17 protein-coding genes and 2 pseudogenes are annotated in these 18522 nt (G+C 65.3%); 9 read left to right on the forward strand and 10 right to left on the reverse strand.

The window, feature by feature from the left end:
* Positions 1-239 precede the first annotated feature (239 nt).
* Positions 240-812: a hypothetical protein gene (locus ACWPOC_RS17935; protein ID WP_147414425.1), complete on the reverse strand. Its 573-nt coding sequence runs from the start codon at positions 810-812 to the stop codon at positions 240-242.
* A 105-nt stretch (positions 813-917) separates the two neighbouring features.
* Entirely contained in the window at positions 918-1718 is an 801-nt protein-coding gene (locus ACWPOC_RS17940; RefSeq protein ID WP_455409095.1) for a HugZ family pyridoxamine 5'-phosphate oxidase, read from the reverse strand.
* 265 nt (positions 1719-1983) lie between these two features.
* Here ACWPOC_RS17940 and ACWPOC_RS17945 point away from each other — a divergent pair, with 265 nt between their 5' ends.
* On the forward strand, positions 1984-3087 hold the full coding sequence (locus tag ACWPOC_RS17945; protein WP_455409180.1) for an adenylate/guanylate cyclase domain-containing protein: 1104 nt from the start codon (positions 1984-1986) through the stop codon (positions 3085-3087).
* Positions 3088-3320: 233 nt separating this feature from the next.
* Here the strand turns inward: ACWPOC_RS17945 and ACWPOC_RS17950 are convergent, their stop codons facing one another.
* On the reverse strand, positions 3321-4253 hold the full coding sequence (locus tag ACWPOC_RS17950; RefSeq protein WP_455409096.1) for an MHYT domain-containing protein: 933 nt from the start codon (positions 4251-4253) through the stop codon (positions 3321-3323).
* A gap of 686 nt (positions 4254-4939) precedes the next feature.
* On the opposite strand from ACWPOC_RS17950, the gene ACWPOC_RS17955 reads away from it, so the two are divergent.
* Positions 4940-5095, forward strand: coding sequence for an LGFP repeat-containing protein (locus ACWPOC_RS17955; RefSeq protein WP_225623553.1), 156 nt, complete (start codon positions 4940-4942; stop codon positions 5093-5095).
* 269 nt (positions 5096-5364) lie between these two features.
* On the opposite strand, the pseudogene ACWPOC_RS17960 reads toward ACWPOC_RS17955, so the two are convergent.
* From ACWPOC_RS17960 to ACWPOC_RS17975, 4 genes and pseudogenes are all read right to left on the reverse strand, one after another.
* Positions 5365-5568 (reverse strand): annotated as a pseudogene (locus ACWPOC_RS17960) (ABC transporter ATP-binding protein); the annotation flags it as partial.
* A 189-nt stretch (positions 5569-5757) separates the two neighbouring features.
* Entirely contained in the window at positions 5758-6120 is a 363-nt protein-coding gene (locus tag ACWPOC_RS17965) for an ester cyclase (RefSeq protein ID WP_455409097.1), read from the reverse strand.
* A gap of 42 nt (positions 6121-6162) precedes the next feature.
* Entirely contained in the window at positions 6163-6594 is a 432-nt protein-coding gene (locus tag ACWPOC_RS17970; RefSeq protein ID WP_120282676.1) for a hypothetical protein, read from the reverse strand.
* Positions 6595-6901: 307 nt separating this feature from the next.
* Positions 6902-8893 (reverse strand): MFS transporter, encoded by a 1992-nt coding sequence (locus ACWPOC_RS17975; protein ID WP_216850652.1) that lies wholly within the window; start codon positions 8891-8893, stop codon positions 6902-6904.
* Between the two features lie 209 nt (positions 8894-9102).
* On the opposite strand from ACWPOC_RS17975, the gene ACWPOC_RS17980 reads away from it, so the two are divergent.
* Complete coding sequence (locus ACWPOC_RS17980) at positions 9103-9537, forward strand: DUF7662 domain-containing protein (RefSeq protein WP_455409098.1); 435 nt, start codon at positions 9103-9105, stop codon at positions 9535-9537.
* Positions 9446-9637, forward strand: a pseudogene (locus ACWPOC_RS17985) (transposase); the annotation flags it as partial. The gene ACWPOC_RS17980 and the pseudogene ACWPOC_RS17985, both read left to right, overlap by 92 nt.
* Positions 9638-9887: 250 nt before the next feature.
* On the opposite strand, the gene ACWPOC_RS17990 reads toward ACWPOC_RS17985, so the two are convergent.
* The gene (locus tag ACWPOC_RS17990) at positions 9888-10319 is read right to left on the reverse strand and encodes an amphi-Trp domain-containing protein (protein WP_455409099.1); all 432 of its coding nucleotides are present in this window, start codon (positions 10317-10319) and stop codon (positions 9888-9890) included.
* Between the two features lie 277 nt (positions 10320-10596).
* On the reverse strand, positions 10597-10797 hold the full coding sequence (locus ACWPOC_RS17995) for a hypothetical protein (protein WP_455409100.1): 201 nt from the start codon (positions 10795-10797) through the stop codon (positions 10597-10599).
* A gap of 249 nt (positions 10798-11046) precedes the next feature.
* Between ACWPOC_RS17995 and ACWPOC_RS18000 the strand changes: the two genes are divergently transcribed.
* From ACWPOC_RS18000 to ACWPOC_RS18015, 4 genes are read left to right on the forward strand one after another with little or no spacing between them, the layout of a single operon-like run.
* Positions 11047-12702, forward strand: a complete 1656-nt coding sequence (locus tag ACWPOC_RS18000; RefSeq protein ID WP_455409181.1) for an acyclic terpene utilization AtuA family protein — start codon at positions 11047-11049, stop codon at positions 12700-12702.
* Positions 12699-14297, forward strand: coding sequence for a carboxyl transferase domain-containing protein (locus ACWPOC_RS18005; RefSeq protein WP_120282682.1), 1599 nt, complete (start codon positions 12699-12701; stop codon positions 14295-14297). The genes ACWPOC_RS18000 and ACWPOC_RS18005 overlap by 4 nt, the downstream gene beginning before the upstream one ends.
* Before the next feature lie 7 nt (positions 14298-14304).
* Positions 14305-16341, forward strand: a complete 2037-nt coding sequence (locus ACWPOC_RS18010; RefSeq protein WP_455409101.1) for an ATP-binding protein — start codon at positions 14305-14307, stop codon at positions 16339-16341.
* A complete protein-coding gene (locus ACWPOC_RS18015; protein WP_120282684.1) occupies positions 16338-17117 on the forward strand; it encodes an enoyl-CoA hydratase family protein in 780 nt (259 codons plus the stop codon). Before ACWPOC_RS18010 ends, ACWPOC_RS18015 begins: the two co-directional genes overlap by 4 nt.
* A gap of 37 nt (positions 17118-17154) precedes the next feature.
* On the opposite strand, the gene ACWPOC_RS18020 is transcribed toward ACWPOC_RS18015, so the two are convergent.
* Positions 17155-18081, reverse strand: coding sequence for an SDR family oxidoreductase (locus ACWPOC_RS18020; RefSeq protein WP_120282685.1), 927 nt, complete (start codon positions 18079-18081; stop codon positions 17155-17157).
* Between the two features lie 134 nt (positions 18082-18215).
* On the opposite strand from ACWPOC_RS18020, the gene ACWPOC_RS18025 reads away from it, so the two are divergent.
* Positions 18216-18428: a hypothetical protein gene (locus ACWPOC_RS18025; protein ID WP_455409102.1), complete on the forward strand. Its 213-nt coding sequence runs from the start codon at positions 18216-18218 to the stop codon at positions 18426-18428.
* The last annotated feature ends 94 nt before the right edge of the window (positions 18429-18522 follow it).

The following is an 18522-nucleotide window of genomic DNA, read 5'->3' on the forward strand; positions in this document are numbered from 1 at the left end:
CCTCCGGGTACACGAAGTTGTCGAAGTAGGGGCCCAGGATGGTGCTGTATCGGTCATCGGTGCTGTCGACCGTTGGGGTCGGTGAGCTGCTGTGACACGCTGCCGTCGGCGTCGGCGAGAAAGATCGGTCACCATCCGTCGTCGACGGTCGCTTTCACCGATGTCGGCTCGCGTGTAGCGGGACGCACCGGATCGCGGTGGGGTCCGATCCTGGAAGTTTCTCCTACAGAGTCGTCCTGTTACGAAATGACGACCGGCCCAGTTGTTCCTGTCACTGCCCACCGTCCGTCGACATGATCGAGGACGTAGGTGAGGCCGAGTCCGCAGTCCCTGCCGCACCACAGTCCGGCGCCGACGTGGACCGTTCCGTCGTCCTGCCGTCCGAGGGGGGACAGTCCGACCAGGACGCCGTCGTTGTCGACCCCGGTCAAGCCCTGTCGTGCGGGCTCCGTATGCAGCTGAGGGTCTGCGACGAACTCGACGGGCGGCAGATCGGCGGCTCGTGCGGTGATCTCGTTCTTCAGATCGGTGTCGAACTGCGGTCCATCGGCGGCGATGGACATTTCCGAGCTGCGTGATGCGGGACCGTCGACGATGTAGATGTACCCGACGGGAGTCGGTGCTTTCGCGAAGGGGTTGTCCACGAGGATGAGGTGGTGCAGGGCAGCCGAATAGATCTGTGATTGTGCGCTCGGTACAGGCGTGCTCGTGGCCGTGTCGAGCGGGTCGGTGCCGGCTCCGGTGTCCGTGCTCGAGCAGCCGGTCAGGGCGGCAGCAAGGACCAGCGCGGAGGTCACCGTTCGGATGCTCACGGTTCGGATGGTACCGATAGCGATGATGTCTTCGTCCTGCGTCCGCACTGGTCGAACAACCTGGTGTTCGGGGTCGGCAGAGTGCCTCGTCTTCGTGGACCGTGGTTACGGTAATTGTGCCATGCGAGCCAAAGCGACTGTTGCTGCTCGTAATTCGTCGGGCGAATCGAGTGGCGACAGATAACCGGCGCGCGTCATGGCTCGACCGCGCGGCGTGGTGACATCGAGGTCCAGGCCGTAGCGGTCGGCTCCGACACAGGTTGCTGCTGTGGCATCCGGGAATCCGCCGAGCTTCCGGGCCATTGCCAGCAACGAATCGGCGTGATCGTCGTTGAGATGCGCGATCGCACGAGCGGCCGACGGGGTAACCGGATCCGGCAGTGCTTCGGCGTAGTCCTCGGCGGTGGCCGAATCCATCCGCCCGTACCCCCCGACCCAGCGCACGCGCTGCACCCGCAGAATCCAGAGCGAGAAGTCGCTGAAATCGATGTACACGCGTGCCGCGGGGACAGCGGCCAAGTGCGCTTCCCGTGCCGCCGCCAACTCCTCGCCCTCGGGCCGCTCGACATATCCCGCGAGGGTGATGCGGGTGCTGGCGAGCGGGTCGGACTGCGGGGCAGGAGCGACGACCGCGATGCTCGCGCGTGGATCGCGCGCAAGATTACGGCCGTGCTCTGCCATGTGCGACACGCACAACACCGGAGAGCCTCCGACCAGTCCGTACGTCACGAAGGAAGCCCAGGGGTCTCCGTCCTTGGTGAGGGTCGCGAGAGTGCCGGTGTTCGTCGACGCTGCGACCGTCCGTGCTTCTTCGGCGGCAGAGGGTCGTGTCGCGTTCACGATCTCTGTCAGTGGCGGCGGCACCGTGGGGGCGTCGCCGGGGTTTCCATGATCCGAGTTCGTCATTCACGAGACGGTACCGGGTGGCATTCTCGACTTTCGCATGTTGAGGTCCGTTGTGTCCCGATCCGAGCGGCGCCTCTTCTCGGGGCATCCGCATCATGTCACCTTCTGCCTCGCCCGGTGCCGACAATCACCGCTACAGTCCTCGCGAGCTTGCCTTGGATCGAATTCGGGTGGCTCGGGTACCTGCGACAATTTCCGAGTGCAGATTCCCACCGTCGAACAGCTGGTGTCCCGGCTCACCCGTGTACTTTCGCGTCCCCGTCGTGTGCGTGCGTTCGCTCGGGCCGGACTGTTGGACGGCTTGACGGGGGCAGCCAGACGTTCCCGGATCGCGGTCCTGCACCAACTTGTCGATCATGGAGTGAGCATGACCGAGTTGGGTCGGGCGACCAGCGCCGGTCAATTGGCCTATCTGGTGTTCGATGATGCGTTGGCGCCGCGCGGGGAGATGTACACCTTGGAACAGATTGCGCAGCAGACCGGCGTTCGGTCGGCCGATGTGGAGCGATGGTTTCGGTCGATGGGTCGGGGTGTGTCCACGACGGAGGCGGCAGATTACAGTGAAGATGATCTGCGTCTGGCGCGGTTGTTGACGGAGTACCGTGCGCTCGGGAGTGACGATGCCACCTTGTTTGCGTTTGCTCGGGTGGTCGGCAGAAATGCCTCGATGTTCGCAGATGTCAGCAGGCCGTTCCTGGAGAAGCAGTTGGAGGTGTATCGGGAGCGGCCCGAGGCTGCTCTGATGCTTGCTCAGGACCTGAGGCAGTTCGCTGCCGTTCAGTCCCGCCTGCTCAGTCAGGCTGTGACGACGCGGCTTCGTCAGCATCTCAGCCATCAGGTCCGTATCAGCGGGACCGATCGCCCTTCGCCGGACGTCTACGACGTGGCCGTGTGTTTCGCGGATCTCGTCGGATTCACCCCGTTGGGTGAACAGCTCTCGCCGACCGAGCTCGGAGGCTTGGCCGACCGGTTGGACAGTCTTACCACCGATCTGGTGGAGGAACCGGTTCGGTTCGTGAAAACGATCGGTGACGCGGTCATGTTGATCTCGCCCGATCCGACCGCGCTCGCTCGGGCGGCTGTGCGACTTGTGGATTCCGCTCGGCACCAGGGACTTCCGCCGCTTCATGTCGGCATCGCATGGGGTGCGGTAGTGCACAGTGCGGGTGACTGGGTGGGGCAATCATTGAATCGCGCCAGCAGGATCGTTGCGGTTGCGGAGCCACTGGAGATACTGGCCGACAGCGAGACGATGAGTCGTCTGGATGCATCCCTCTTGGAGGTCGATTTCGCGGGGTCGTACCAGCTGAAGGGGTTCAGCGGTGAGCAGGAGCTCTACCGTGTGCGATCTGCAACGAACGAACGTTGACGAGATCGACGATCGATCTCGGCAAGAAATAAGTGCGAGAGTATATTTCGGCAACGCGCGGGGTGGGCGTCACCGACTCGCCGATTTTCTGGCGATCCGTCGTCGACAGTGCACGAGGTCGCCTGTTCATCGGTGACCTCGCCGGCGTCGAGACCCTTGTCGACCGCTACGGTCCTCTCGACGGTGTCTACTACGGACAGGGTTGTCCTTCGGTCCTGCTGCCGCGGGTCGCTCTAGTGGCGATCCTCGGAGTACGAGGGCGTGCTGCGCATCCGCGGTGGCGCGGTGGGAAAGCGGTAGTGCCCACCCCGCCGCCCTTGACGAACACCGGCCTCTCCGTCGAGATGTCTCCACGACGTAGCGGGGTCACCGTGACGATCGGTCACCCACTGCTCGACCGCCTCATCGAGGTGCGCCTCGCCAGCTCGTGAGGCGAACACCAACAGAATCAACGGTGCGCTGAGCACGAGCGTGCCAACGGCGAAGGCAGCGAGCAGCAGCGTCATGATCGGCACACCGTCAGGAACCGGTGCTTCCGTGGACATGTCGACGTGCAGACCGGCCATGCCGGTGTAATGCAACGCTGCCACGGCACCGCCCATGATCACCGCTCCCAGCACGCGCGTGGCAAGCCGTGCAGCTCTGCGGGCCAGCCACAATGCAGCTGTGGAAGCGCCGATGCCGATGAGTATCGAGACCATGACGAAGAGCGAATCATGGGTGAGTGTGCCACTGATCCGAATCGCGGCCATACCGCTGTAGTGCATCAGACTGACCGCCAGTCCCATCACTACTCCGCCTACGGACAATGCGATTGCCCGTCCGAGGGGGCCCGCCGACAAGGCCCGAATATCGATGAGCCACAACCCGAACAAAGTTGCAGCTACTGCCACTGCCGCGGACAGCGCCGTCAATACGGGATCGTAACGGATCAACGAACCGGGCACTGCGAAGCCCATCATGGCAATGAAATGCGTAATCCAGATACCGACGCCTCCGAGGGACAACGCACCCAACAACAACCACGCCCACCGAGCCGTCCGTGAGGAACGGGTGTGGGCCTGCCGGACGCAGGACAGCCCGACATAGGACCCGGCAATCGATGTCCCGTAGGCGACGAAGAGCACCCACAGACCCAAATCGAAATGATGTATTTCGTGCGTCATCGTTTTCCTTGCATACGGCACGCCCGAGCACTCGCGCTCGGCAGCGGCGTGCCCCACCGTATCGACGCGTGCTGCTCTTTCGGACCCCCCGAGGAGCAGCATCGAGAGCGTATCCGAACATTTCAGCCGACTTCCCGGCATCTGTGGTCTACGCCCGCGAGCCACGGGAGAAGACGCCGCCGGATGAATCGGCCGAAATCCCCGGCGTTTCGCGGCCGGCCTGATGGCATGAGGTTGTCGGACGAGGGCTTTTCCACTCGAAACCCCGTCGGGGTGCGGAGTGCATCGTGGGTTGCCGTCCGGCTCGCTACTGTTACGCCCCTGTCGGTACCTGTGTTTCGATTTCACCCCCTGATTCATTCTGTCGGCGCCGACGGCGATGCCGAACTCTTTCGTCGACGGAGGTATGTATCCGCGACGGCGGACGGTTCACGGTAGGAACGCTGGTACGCCCCGGAGAATGGGTGCACCGACTACATCTGAAGTGGGGAGCCCTGCCGACGGGGCGGATCGACGGAGACGCCATCAAGGTGACTGCGCCGAGAACGAAGGCGGGCGGTAGCGTCGAGTGGGATCACCCGTGGCAGACACCGGTCAGGGAACGTCCGCCGCTGACGAGTGCTCGGGTATCGGTGGTTCGTCGGTGGTGTGGTCATCCAGAAGACCGGTCATCCTCCGTACATCGTGTGGGGGAGATTCGCAACAAGTGGAACGAGCTCGGCGGTAGCCAGGGCGCATTGGGCTACCCGGTCAGTGATGAGATCGACGTCGACGGGGTGAAGGTGAGTACGTTCGAGCGCGGCTCGATCTACTTCGAAGACGGTGTCGTGAGCGTCCGCTGATCGGCATCGGCGTTCCCGACCATCGTTCAGGGCGAACGAGTGCATGCTGTCGTCGTTCTCCAACCGAAATCCGCAGCAGCGGAATCCGACTCCGCGAGCATGTCGGCTCTCTGATCGCCGGCTGCACGTCACCTCGTACGAATCGGCTTCGTCGAGTCGCTACCTGTATAGGGATCGGGAAAGACTTTCGGTCATCGCCGTGCAACCCGTGTGGGGCGTGTTCCGCGTTCACCCCCACTCGGCGGCCCACTGTCCTTGCGCGGCGGTGGCTACCTCGGGCCTGAGGACGCTTCGAAGGACTGAACCGGGTATGCCACGCCGGCGCCGAGTACCCGGATGCCGACGCGGTCGCCCGGATCGAGAGTGGTGACACCGAAGCGGCGCACGGTGACCCGTTCGGGGACTGCACCACCGGGGGCGTCGAGGCGGATGCCGATGAGCATTTCCGATCCGAGATACTCGACGTCGACGACGGCTCGCAACCGTCTTCAGGTCCTTGCGGAGGGAGCAGGCGATCAGCGGTGCGAGAACCGCATCGACGGTATTGCGCGGTCGGTCGTGTGCCTCGACATCTCGGATTCCCCCGCTACCCGGCGGCGGATGCGCTGGGCGTGGCGCTCGGCGCGCGCCATCCGGGTCAGATAGGCCGGCGTCGGCGGGACTCACCCGAGTTGCTTGGCGAGCCCCAGATCGTCCCGGTTCGCCCAATGCTCGACGATCTTGCCGTTTTCGATTCGGCACCGATGAGATCGAGTGATCGCGAATGTTCGACCCGTGGGAGGGAAGACGGTGTCGAGCGTGCCGTCTTCGGTGTAGAAGGCGATCGGTGCGGTGTGGTGTCCGTGCATCGTCGAGTTCACCGTGACGAGATTCCACTCGGTAACGGCGTGGTGGATCTCGTACCTCAGATCTTCGAATGCGGCGCGCAACCTGAGCGCGAGTTCGTAGAAGGCGTCGGGCCCGGTGCCGCGCGCCGAGGGCGGCGCGGTTTTGCGCTCTCGGGTGAACCCGCCGACGCCGATCACTTCATCGAAAAGCGGCGCGGTTCCCGCGCGCCATGTAGGTTTCTACGGAGTTACGACCGCTGTCTGCCGTCTGCGATCCAGTGCGTCGATCACGAGGGCTGCACCGATGCCGAACATCCACACGTCCTTGGCCACGGCGGTGCCATCCTGGGTGGGTCGGATCGAGCCGTGCTCGTGCATGCCCGGGGTTTTCCAGTACATGGTCAACAATCCACCGCTGAAGGCCGCGAGTGCGGCCCCAACAAGCGCAGAGGGCACGAACGGCGCGAGCAGTGCTACACCGAGGGTCGTTTCGGCTGCAGAGACCGTCTTTCCGAAAGTCTCCGGCCGCATCGTGCGTACAGCGGGAACAGCGTTGGCGGCCATGCCCTGTAACCCGGCGGCAGCTTCGGAGGACAATGCTCGCTTTCCAAGGCCCGAGTTGAGAATGAACGCGCCGGTTGTCAGACGGAGGGGAAGATGACTCAATCTCACAGTTCTCTCCTCTGTGCGTCAGGTCGAACCTCGGTTGAAGTGTCGGAGTACTTCGATCATCCCGCGGTCGACCGGCAGACGCCACCTGTGATGTACCGCGTGTCGGTGAAGGCAAGGAGGACATCGTCGCTTTCGACCTACGCGCCGACCGCCTAGTGGGCGGGGACGCCGAGCGCGGATTCGGTTCGCGGTCGCAGTGGTGCTTGGCATCGCTGTTACGGGGTTCGTTATATGTCGAGCCGACGGACACTGAGCTTTCAGATGCTCTCGCACCTGTCGGCGCTGAGTTCAGCTGCAGTCGGGTTGTTCATGTGTGCGTTGCCGGTGCCTCCCAGGGCAACACCGCGACAGCGTCGGAGTCACGACGGTCAGCCGACCGGTTGGTGCCGGCGAGTGGGATGGCGATGTCGACGACCTCGGACTCGATGGTCAACGACACTTTGCGGGCGTGGGCGCGCCCGGTGGGGGCGTCGTACGCGATCAATACATAGCGACCGGTCGGAGGCAGCTGGAAGGAGTAGCGGCCGCGGTCGTCGCAGTGGGTGGAGTCGATATGTTTTCCCATCGCCTCGCTGAGCGCAACCAGTGCGCCGGGGGCGAGTCGGCCGTCGCAGGTGACGGTGCCGGAGACGGTGAGTTCGTCGTCGAGGGTGATGTCCTGGACGATCTCGCCGCCGGCGAAGTCGATCACGGTGGCGGACGGTGCCCAGCCGAGGGTGTTCGCGACCACCACGTAGGTGCCCGGGCCGGGCAGCACCACCGCATAGCGGCCGTCGTTGTCGGCCCGGCTCCAGTCCAGCTGTTCGCCGTGCATGTCGAGCACTGATACCAGCATCATCCCGCGGGCGTTGTTGTCGGAGCGGGCCAGCCGGATCTGGCCCCGCACGACCGCTTCGTGTTTCTCCTGGCCTTGGGCGCGGGCGAGTTCCAGTTCGCGGTGGGTGCGGCGGTCTCTGGGGATCAGGGCCGCCACCGCGGCACAGGTCGCTGCTGCCAGGGCGCCGAGGCCGAGTACGAGCTGGAATGCCGTGTCGGTGGCGTAGAAGTTACCGGCGATCTCGACCTGGTGGGTCGCCATGATGACCGCGACCAGGGTGCTGGCCAACGAGGTGCCGACCGAGCGCACCAGTGAGTTCAGGCCGTTGGCCGATGCGGTCTTGGTGATCGGTACCGAGGACATGATCAGTGTCGGCATCGCGGCGAAGGCCAGCGCGGTGCCGATTCCGACCAGGGTCGAGCCGATCACGACCGCGGTCACGGACTCGGCGTAGACGAGGCGGCCGGCGTAGGCCAGTGCCATGAGTGCCGCGCCGGACAGGAGCACCAGGCGGCCGCCCCATCGGCCCAGCAACCACCCGGACAGCGGTGACATGGCCACCATCGCCAACCCCGAGGGCACCATCGCCAGACCGGCAGCGCTGACGCCCAGGTCGAACCCGGTGCCGCTGACACTGGGCTGCTGGAGAACCTGGACGGTGACCAGCATGTTCACGAACATCGCTGTCCCGGCGAAGATGGAGGCGAGGTTGGTCATCAGCACCGGTCGTTGCGCACTGGTGCGCAGGTCGACCAGGGGCTCGTTGACGCGCAGCTCCAGCGGCGTCCAGATTGCGAACAGCAGCACCGAGGAGGCAAACAGGCCGAGGGTCAGCGGCTGGCCCCATCCCCAGGTGTTGCCCTTGGAGATCGGCAGCAGCAGGCATACCAGTGCCGCCGAGAGCACCAGCGCCCCGACTGCGTCGAAGCGGCCCGGTGTGCGCACCGGTGACTCCTCGACCACCACGAGCAACGCCACGACCAGCACCGTTCCGATGACGGCGCTGAACCAGAAGATCGAGTGCCAACCCAGCCAGTCGGTCAACACGCCCGCCAGGGGGAGCCCGAGCGCCGAACCGATGCCCATCGTCGCGCTCATCAACGCTACCGCACTGCCGATGCGCTCTGGTGGGAGCTTGTCGCGCAGCAGGCTGATCCCCACTGCGATCAGCGAGGCACCGAAGCCCTGCAGCGCTCTCCCGGCGATCATCGTCAGGAAGGAGACCTCCATGGCGCAGATCACCGAGCCGACGATCATCGCCCCCAATGCGACCGACAACATCCGCCGCTTGCCGTACATGTCGGCCATCCGGGCCACGACCGGGGTACTCACGGCGGCGGTGAGCAGGGTGGCGGTGACCAGCCACGAGGAGTTCGAGGTGGAGATGTCCAGTAGCCCGGGGAACTCCGGCAGCAGCGGAATGACCAGGGTGAACTGCAACGCTGAGACCATGCCGCACAGTGACAGCACCACAATCGTCATCCAGGTTGGCACATGGCGAGACATCGGACTCCTTCGAATCGGGGCAAGGTCGATCGTTGGCACCCAGTTTTGCTCACCGGGGAGGGTGTGGGTGGTCTGGCACGCTCGGTGTCGCCGGGTTTCTCGCCGCATTTCGCAACCAGCGACAGTTCGACCGGCCATACCGACCACTGCGCCAAGGCGCGGCGACACCACAGGTCCCCGGCGGTATGTGCACTGGCGATTTTCGGCGTGGTTGGTGCGGTGCTCGGAGCTACCGGCGTCCTCAGCCGTCTCGAGTGGGCATCTGGTGGTCGGGAGACCGGCCCCAAGTCGACGCGTGGCGAGCGGCCGGCTTCACCCTCAGTGAGCTTCAGTTGGGGGAGACGGTCACCTTCTCTCGCGCCGTCACGGATAAGAACGCGCGACTTGTGGTCGAGGTGCCCAGCAGAGCGGAACTGAAGACGGTGACCGAACGCTCGGAGCAAGCCGCTGATGTCGATCTGGTGCTGATCACCTGTGAAGTCGAAGCCGGACGTGCCGGCGGCGGCGAAGGATCTGTACATCTCGCCGTTGTTCACCGCTATCGTCTGCGTGCTCACCAGGGGCTGTGCCTGGCGGCACCTGCCGCCGTCATTCGGGGGCAGTGCTCCGAACGCGCATAGTCGGTTCACGCCCTGAGTCAAGGATGGGGTGTTCGACGAGCTGCACCGCCGGGTCCTCGATCGGCTCGGTGCCGGCGGGGACCTGGACTGGTCCGCCGCGTCCCACGCATCGCCCGCCGCGGCGTTGCCGACTGACCATCCGCTACGAGCACCACGGCGAGAACTTCGCTGCCTTCCTCCGACTCGCCGCGGCGTCGACCTGCTTCGAGAAACTCGCCGAATGAGACATTCTCTGAAACAGGAAAGGTACTAACGGAACTCTGCCGATGTCAGAGTGTTGAGGAAGGGCCGACATCAAGTCCTGCCACTTCTACGTGACCCATATGGAAGCCCCTCATTCGGGGTATCGATCAGTCGGCGGCGCGCTTACGCGGCCGACCACGCCGCGCCGTCTTCTTGACCGGGGCTCTCCGTCGCGGCTCGGTTTGCTGAGGCTCGTCCTCGTCCTCGTCCTCGCCCTCATCCTCATCCTCATCCGAGTCCTCATCCGAACCTTCGGTGGTGTCCGCTTCCTCGTCCTCCTCCTCGTCCGCATCGGCTTGTGGACTGTCGGATGGGGCGTCGCGCCAACTGAATTCGACTTCAATCTCGACCTGGTCGCCGTCCACCTCGATCTCGAGTTCCCATTCGAGTCGGTCGGCGACGACGAGCGAAATGGTGTCACCGCCCGAGTCCAGTTCCACTTCGGATCCCGTCGCCAAGGCGCGGCCGAGTGCGATCAACCGCTCGGACGCCTGCTTGCGGGAAAGTTCGGCCTTCTGCTTGATCTCCAGCTTCGGCACGGCAACTCCTGACCTCGGTGAAGTATGCATCCACGGTATCTGCCGCGAGGTAGGCAGGAGTCGTGAACGAGGAGTCGTGACGATTTCGAGGTTCGTCGTCCTGGCAAGTTACGTGCGCGCGACCGATCGCGGCGAAGAGTACCTCCGGGCGGGCTTGGACTTGCGGTGTCGCAGGCCTGCCGATGATGTCGGGCCCGGTGCCTTGCCGGTGCCGGTTCGTGGGGCGATGGTTCTGTTCGTGTTGTGACGGTCGACGGTGCGGTCGGTGGTTCTTCTGTCAGGAGTTGTCATGGCCCGTTCCGTTCGAGATGAAGAAGACCATTCGCTGGCCGATGAGGTGACGCTGCGCGACCTCGAGATGGTGGTGCAGGCACGGATCGGCCGATGTGCGGACGCAGATGCCGTCGAGTTCGGGAGCAGGCGAGGAGCCGCAGAGCCGGCCGGGCGATCCGACGTGCCGGATGGGAGGCGTCGTCACCGCACACGACGGTGATTCCACTCTTGGCCCGCCGGGTTACGGCCAGGGCCGCGCGAAACAGTCATGAGTGCTTGCTCCGAGAGCAGCGGCATGTGACGCTGACCACATGGTGGAGTCGCGTGCACTTCTCGACGGTCTCTCTCCGCTCGTTCCTCAACGGGCAGGCAAACCGGTCCAGGAAGGGATCGCGTGAACCGCGTCGTGCGAATCGGCAACTGCTCCGGTTTCTACGGCGACCGTCTGTCGGCGATGCGCGAGATGCTCGAAGGCGGCGAACTCGACTATGTGACCGGCGACTACCTCGCCGAACTGACGATGCTCATCCTCGGTCGTGACCGTCTGAAGAATCCGGAACTCGGTTACGCCAAGACGTTCCTGCGGCAGGCCGAGGACTGCATGGGGCTCGCCCTCGACAAGGGGGTGCGGATCGTCGCGAACGCCGGTGGTCTCAACCCTGCGGGTCTGGCCGCGGCGCTGCGCACGGTTGCGGATCGGCTCGGTCTGTCACCACGCATCGCCCATGTCGAAGGCGACGATCTCCTCGCTCGCATCGACGAGTTCGGTTTCGAGGCCGACCCGCGCCCGCTGACCGCCAACGCGTATCTCGGTGCGTGGGGCATTACGCGGTGCCTCGACGCCGGAGCCGATATCGTCGTGACCGGGCGAGTCACCGACGCATCGGTGATCGTCGGTCCCGCCGCCGCCCACTTCGGTTGGGCTCCTGAAGACGTCGATGCACTCGCGGGTGCTGTTGTCGCCGGGCACGTCATCGAATGCGGTACCCAGGCGACCGGCGGAAACTATGCGTTCTTCACCGAACTCGACGATCTCGTCCGCCCGGGATTTCCCATCGCCGAGATCGAGGCCGATGGCGCGGCCACGATCACGAAGCACACGGGCACCGGAGGAGCCGTCACCGTCGGTACGGTCACCGCACAACTGCTGTACGAGGTGACGGGCGGACGCTACGCGAACCCCGACGTCACCGCGCGCCTCGACACCGTCACGCTGAGCCGGGAAGCACTCGATCGTGTCCGTATCACCGGTGTGAAGGGCGAGTCGCCCCCACCGACTCTGAAGGTGTGTCTCAACGCCCTTGCCGGGTTCTACAACGAGGTCGTCTTCGTCCTGACCGGACTGGATATCGACGCAAAGGCCCAGTTGGTGCGATCTCAGATGGAATCGAGTCTGCCGAGACGGCCTGCCGAACTCGAATGGGCTCTCGCTCGCACCGACCGTGCCGATGCCGATACGGAGGAAACCGCGAGTGCTCTGCTGCGCTGCACTGCGCGCGATCCCGATCCCGACGTCGTCGGACGCGCATTCACCTCCACGGCGGTCGAGTTCGCCCTTGCAAGCTACCCCGGGTTCTTCGTCACCGCTCCGCCCGGCTCAGGCACCGCCTACGGTGTCTACACGGCCGAGTACGTCGAGGCGACGCGTGTGCCGCACATCGCGGTGCTGTCCGACGGCACCCGCGTCGACATCCCGGCCGCGGCGACCACCCGGGCCCTCGAACCATTGCCGGACCCGAGTGTGCCCGCGCCGCTGTCGCCCGGACAGACTCGCCGCGTTCCGCTCGGCACGATCGCCGGTGCCCGAAGCGGCGACAAGGGCGGTGACGCCAATATCGGGGTGTGGGTCCGATCCGACGACGAATGGCAATGGCTTGCAAACACTCTCACCGTCGACACACTGAAGGAACTGCTCCCCGAAATCGAACCTTTGTCCGTCACGCGTCATCTGCTTCCGAATCTGTGGGCGGTGAACTTCGTGATCGAGGGAATTCTCGGTCGTGGCGTCGCCTCCCGTGCCCGCTTCGACCCGCAGGCCAAGGGCCTCGGTGAATGGTTGCGCGCCCGATACATCGACATCCCCACCGTCCTGCTGGAGAAGCATTCGTGAGCACCTTGATCTCGACCCTCGATCCCGGCTCCACCGAATACGCCGCGGCCGCCGAGACGATGCGTGCTCGTCTGGCCGAACTCGACATCGAACACGGCAAGGCCCTTGCCGGCGGGGGAGAGAAGTACGTCCGGCGCCACCACGACCGGGGCAAGCTGCTTGCGCGGGAGAGGATCGAACTGCTCCTCGACCCCGACTCGCCGTTCCTCGAACTGTCACCGCTCGCGGCCTGGGGCACCGAGTTTCCCGTCGGCGGCAGCGTCGTCACAGGCATCGGTGTGGTCGAAGGCGTCGAATGTGTCATCGTGGCCACCGACCCCACCGTGCGCGGGGGAACCAGCAATCCGTGGACGCTCCGCAAGACGTTGCGTGCCGACGACATCGCCCTGCAGAACCGGATGCCGCTGATCTCCCTCGTCGAATCCGGCGGCGCGGATCTGCCCACGCAGAAGGAAGTGTTCATCCCCGGTGGCCGGCTCTTCCGCGATCTGACCCGGTTGTCGGCGGCAGGCATATCCACCATCGCGGTGGTGTTCGGCAATTCGACCGCGGGCGGCGCATACATCCCCGGTATGTCCGACCACGTGGTGATGATAGAGATGCGGTCGAAGGTGTTCCTCGCCGGTCCGCCGCTGGTGAAGATGGCCACCGGAGAAGAATCGGACGACGAGTCACTCGGCGGCGCCGAGATGCACGCCCGTATCTCGGGTCTGGCCGACCACTTCGCGGTCGACGAACAGGACGCGGTGCGTATCGGTCGCAGCATCGTGCGACGCCTCAACCACCGCAAGGCCGGCCCGGCGCCCCAGGCGGACGTACGCGAACCCCGGTACGACGCCGAGGAGCTGCTCGGGATCGTCCCCGAGGATCTTCGGCAGCCCTTCGATCCGCGGGAGGTCATCGCTCGCGTCGTCGACGATTCCGACTTCGACGAGTTCAAACCGCTCTACGGGTCGTCGCTCGTGACCGGGTGGGCACAGGTGCACGGCTATCCGATCGGGATCCTCGCCAACGCGCGCGGCGTGCTGTTCAACGAGGAATCCCAGAAGGCAGCCCAGTTCATCCAACTCGCCAACCGTGCCGATACGCCGCTGTTGTTCCTGCACAACACCACCGGATACATGGTGGGCCGAGAATACGAGGAGCGCGGCATGATCAAGCACGGGGCGATGATGATCAACGCGGTCGCCAACTCGACGGTGCCGCACATCTCCATACTGATCGGCGCATCCTACGGTGCCGGTCACTACGGCATGTGCGGACGGGCTTTCGATCCGCGGTTCCTGTTCGCGTGGCCCAGCGCCAAATCTGCGGTCATGGGCGGTGCCCAATTGGCCGGGGTCATCTCCCTCGTGGGCCGTGCAGCTGCGCAGGCGCGCGGCCAGGCCTTCGACGAAGCCGCCGACGAGGCGATGCGAGCGGCCGTCGAGAACCAGATCGAAGCCGAATCGCTGCCGATGTTCCTGTCCGGTCGTCTCTACGACGACGGCATCATCGACCCCCGCGATACCCGCACCGTGCTGGGACTGTGCTTGTCGGTCGTTGCCACCGCCCCGATCAGTGGTGCCGAATCCTTCGGCGTCTTCCGGATGTGAGGTTCCCGTGACCGAATCGACCATCACCACGGTGCTCGTGGCGAATCGCGGCGAGATCGCCCGCCGCGTGTTCGCGTCGTGCCGTCGGGCCGGACTCGGGGCGATCGCCGTGTTCTCCGATGCCGACGCCAACAGTCCGCACGTCGGCGACGCCGATGCCGCCGTGCGACTTCCGGGAGTCACTCCCGCCGAGACCTACCTCGACGGGAAGAAGATCGTCGCCGCTGCGTTGGCGACGGGTGCCGACGCGGTCCATCCGGGTTACGGATTCCTTTCCGAGAACGCACGATTCGCGCGCGCAGTGCTCGAGGCGGGATTGATCTGGATCGGACCGCTTCCCGAGTCGATCGAACGGATGGGCTCGAAGGTCGAAGCCAAGAAGATCATGGCCGACGCCGGTGTCCCTGTTCTCGCCGAACTCGACCCCGCCGACATCACCGACGCCGACCTCCCGGTGCTCGTCAAGGCATCCGCAGGTGGTGGAGGGCGCGGAATGCGGGTGGTGCGGACATTGGCCGACCTGCAGAGGCAACTCGACGCGGCCCGCCGGGAAGCCGGGTCGGCGTTCGGCGACCCGACGGTGTTCTGCGAGCGGTATCTCGAGAACGGGCGGCACATCGAGGTCCAGATCCTCGCGGACCGCTACGGCACGGTGTGGGCGGTGGGCGAACGCGAATGCTCGATCCAACGTCGCCACCAGAAGGTGATCGAGGAGGCACCCTCGCCACTCGTCGACAGGATCGAGGGGATGCGTCCACGCCTGTTCGACGCCGCGCGGCGCGCCGCTCAGGCCATCGGGTACGAAGGCGCCGGCACCGTCGAGTTCCTCGCGGACCGCTCGGGCAAGTTCCACTTCCTGGAGATGAACACGCGGCTGCAGGTCGAACATCCCGTCACCGAATGCACGACCGGGCTCGATCTCGTCGACCTCCAGTTCCGAATCGCCGACGGTGACCCTCTCGACCCCGAACCACCACCCGTGCACGGTCACTCCGTCGAGGCCAGGCTCTACGCCGAGGATCCGGCCCGGGATTGGCAACCGCAGTCCGGCACCGTGCACCGTTTCGCGCTGCCGCAAGAGGCACGTGAATTCGACGTGCTCCGGCACACCGGTGTGCGCGTCGATTCCGGTGTCATCGCGGGATCGGAGGTCGGGGTCCACTACGACGCCATGCTTGCCAAGGTCATCTCGTACGCGCCGACCCGCGACCGCGCTGTGCGTCTGCTGGCGTCGACGTTGACGCGCACCGAGATCCACGGCATCGTCACCAACCGCGATCTCCTCGTCGCGGTGCTCAGGCATCCCGCTTTCGGTGCAGGGGAGACCGACACCGCCTTCTTCGACACCCACGGATTCGCGGAACTGTCGGCCCCGCTCGCCTCCGCGCACGCGGAAGCGGTGTCTGCGATCGCCGCTGCTCTGGCGGAGTCGGCTGCCAACCGCGCCGCTGCCGCGGTGAATGCGAGACTGCCCTCGGGATGGCGGAATCTGCCCTCGCAGCCGCAGGTCAAACGATTCTCCGGCGTGCACGGCGACCATGAGGTGCGCTACCGGATCACGCGCGACGGTGTCCACGTCGACGGCGGTGACGACCTCGGCGTCGTCGGCTTCACACCGGACCGGGTGGTTCTGGACGTCGACGGTGTCCGCCTGCATTTCGCTGTGGCGCGGTACGGCGACGCGGTGTACGTCGACTCGTCGCTCGGACCGGTGCGCCTGACCGCGGCGCCGCGCTTCGTCGACCCCACCGCCCGGATCGCTGCCGGATCACTACTCGCGCCCATGCCGGGATCGGTGATCAGGCTCGGCGCTGCCGTCGGCGATGTGGTGGACGCGGGCCAACCTCTCGTATGGCTCGAAGCGATGAAGATGGAGCACACCGTCACCGCACCCACCGGCGGCACCGTCACGACGCTCGCCGTCGAGGTCGGCGATCAGGTCGCCGTCGGTGCCGTCCTCGCTGTCGTCATGCCCCACGGCGAGTCCGCACCGGTCGAGAGCCCCGACGGTAAAGGGGGACACCACATCGAGGAGTTGTCATGACCGAACCCGATCCGGTGGTGGTGCGCTACGCCGTCGACCACGGCGCTGCGACACTGACCCTCGACTCACCGCACAACCGCAACGCTCTATCGGTACCGCTGCTGACCCAACTGAGCCGCGGACTCGTCGACGCGGCCGCCGATCCCGACGTCCGCGCGGTCGTCCTCACCCATACCGGTGGAACATTCTGCGCCGGAGCGGATCTGAGCGGATCTTCCGGATCCGCGCAGGAGACGGCTGCCGCACGTACCCGCGACATGACGGCCTTGCTCCGGCAGATCCTGGAGCTCCCCAAGCCGGTCCTGGCCCGCATCGACGGGCACGTCCGCGCCGGCGGTATGGGTCTGATCGGGGCCTGCGACATCGTCGTCGCCGGGCCGGCGTCGACGTTCGCACTTACCGAGGCACGGCTCGGTCTGGCCGCGTCGATCATCTCTTTGACCGTGCTCCCGCGATTGTCGCCGCGCGCGGCGGCACGGTACTTCTTGACCGGCGAACGGTTCGGTCCCGAGGAGGCGTGCTCCGAGGGTCTCGTCACCCTGTCGGTGGCCGATACCGGAGCTGTCCTGGTGGAGTTGCTCGCGGAGATCCGTGCATGCTCACCGCAGGGTCTGGCCGAATCGAAACGTCTGGTCACGCAGCGGATCCTCGAGGACTTCGATCGTTACGGAGACGACCTGGCAGCACGTTCGGCACGGATGTTCGGTTCCGAGGAAGCCGCGGAGGGGATGACGGCGTTCCTGCAGAAGCGGCGCCCGTGGTGGGACATTCGGTGACGTCGTGTCACCCGAGGACGCGACGGCGATTCGAAGGTCAGCGCGTCCCGTCCATCCGGGATTCGCCTCCGGCGGGAGAAGCGGATCCGGGCGGGGTAGTGCGAGCACTGGTGCTGCGACCGAGTTCGGAGACCTGATGGTCCATGGTCGCCAGGAACGATCCGTACCTTGCCAGCATCACTCGCTCGGCGGGGCGGGACGACACGATCGGTTTGAGCCAACGCATCGTCGCGATCCACCGCGGCACGTACACGCGCCGCTTGCGTGTCGCCAACGCTGACACGAACGCGTCCGCACACACTTCGACGGGCAGAGTCTTGGAAAGAAGAGCAGGCAAGCCCGCGAGCATCGAGGAGAAGACCGGCAAGTCTGCTCGTATGTCCTGGATCATCGGAGTGTCGATCCACCCCATATGTGCCGAGCCGACCTCGACACCGTACGGCGCGACCTCGAGACGAAGCGCTGAGACGAAGTGCTCGTTTCCGGCCTTGCTCGCGTCGTACGCGGCCATTCCTGGAGCAGGCAGAAAAGCAGCGGCGGACGACACGACCAGGATGTAGCCTCGACGCTCGACTACCGATGGAAGCACAGCGCGAATGGTGTTGAAGACCCCGATCAGGTTGACCTCGATCACGCGAGCGAAAGTGGCCGGATCGATTTGGGCCACCGAGCCGTAACTGGTCATACCGGCGTTTGCCAACACCAGATCAATGCCCCCGAAGCGATCCACGCCGGCGGACACCACCCGCTCGACAGCGTCGAGATCGCAGACGTCGGCAACCGCGGCGACCACCTTCTCCGCACCGAGTTCGGCTTCGAGTTCGCGCAACGGTTCGGCATCGCGATCAACCAGTACGAGGTGGACGCGTTGGCGGGCCAGAGCGCGCGCCGTATGCGCACCGATTCCCCTGGCCGCTCCCGTGACCAGTGCGACCTTCCCCTCCAGAGCGGAGGTGATGTCCATTACACGACGATAAGCGCACTTTGCGGATCGAGGAAGAGCCCAACGTCCCGTCTTCGACAGCTACCTCTCGCGTATCTGCGCGCCGTTTGAAGCCATCGAAACTTGCGTGGGGTGCGACGGTCGCGCGTATCACTGTGGACACGAATACCGAAGGTTCCTCCTACGATCTGTATTTCGCACTGGAGGTCATGCAGCACACCGGATCGTTCACAGCGCGCGGCGCGCAGGACTTCATCCGGGCGCACCGTGAACAGGGATCCCTGCCCGATGCCGGCGTCACGATCGCGTCCGGCGCAGTTCTTTGCGGAGCGAATACCGATCCGGCCGACCTCGTATCGAGTAGATGACCGCTCTTTGTTGCACCTCGTCGGAGGGGTTCTTCCGACCACCGCGTCGCCGATTCCACGCCGGCCTTGTAGGTGATGCAGTTCGGATGGGATA

It is taken from the genome of Rhodococcus sp. 5G237 (genome assembly GCF_053764735.1).

Bases quoted from the DNA above. Each gene is read 5' to 3' on its own strand.
- ACWPOC_RS17975 (WP_216850652.1), bottom strand. From the start codon at position 8,893: ATGACGATTGTGGTGCTGTCACTGTGCGGCATGGTCTCAGCGTTGCAG.
- ACWPOC_RS17940 (WP_455409095.1), bottom strand. From the start codon at position 1,718: ATGACGAACTCGGATCATGGAAACCCCGGCGACGCCCCCACGGTGCCG.
- ACWPOC_RS18000 (WP_455409181.1), top strand. From the start codon at position 11,047: ATGCGCGAGATGCTCGAAGGCGGCGAACTCGACTATGTGACCGGCGAC.
- ACWPOC_RS18020 (WP_120282685.1), bottom strand. From the start codon at position 18,081: ATGGACATCACCTCCGCTCTGGAGGGGAAGGTCGCACTGGTCACGGGA.
- ACWPOC_RS17950 (WP_455409096.1), bottom strand. From the start codon at position 4,253: ATGACGCACGAAATACATCATTTCGATTTGGGTCTGTGGGTGCTCTTC.
- ACWPOC_RS17980 (WP_455409098.1), top strand. From the start codon at position 9,103: ATGTGCACTGGCGATTTTCGGCGTGGTTGGTGCGGTGCTCGGAGCTAC.
- ACWPOC_RS18015 (WP_120282684.1), top strand. From the start codon at position 16,338: ATGACCGAACCCGATCCGGTGGTGGTGCGCTACGCCGTCGACCACGGC.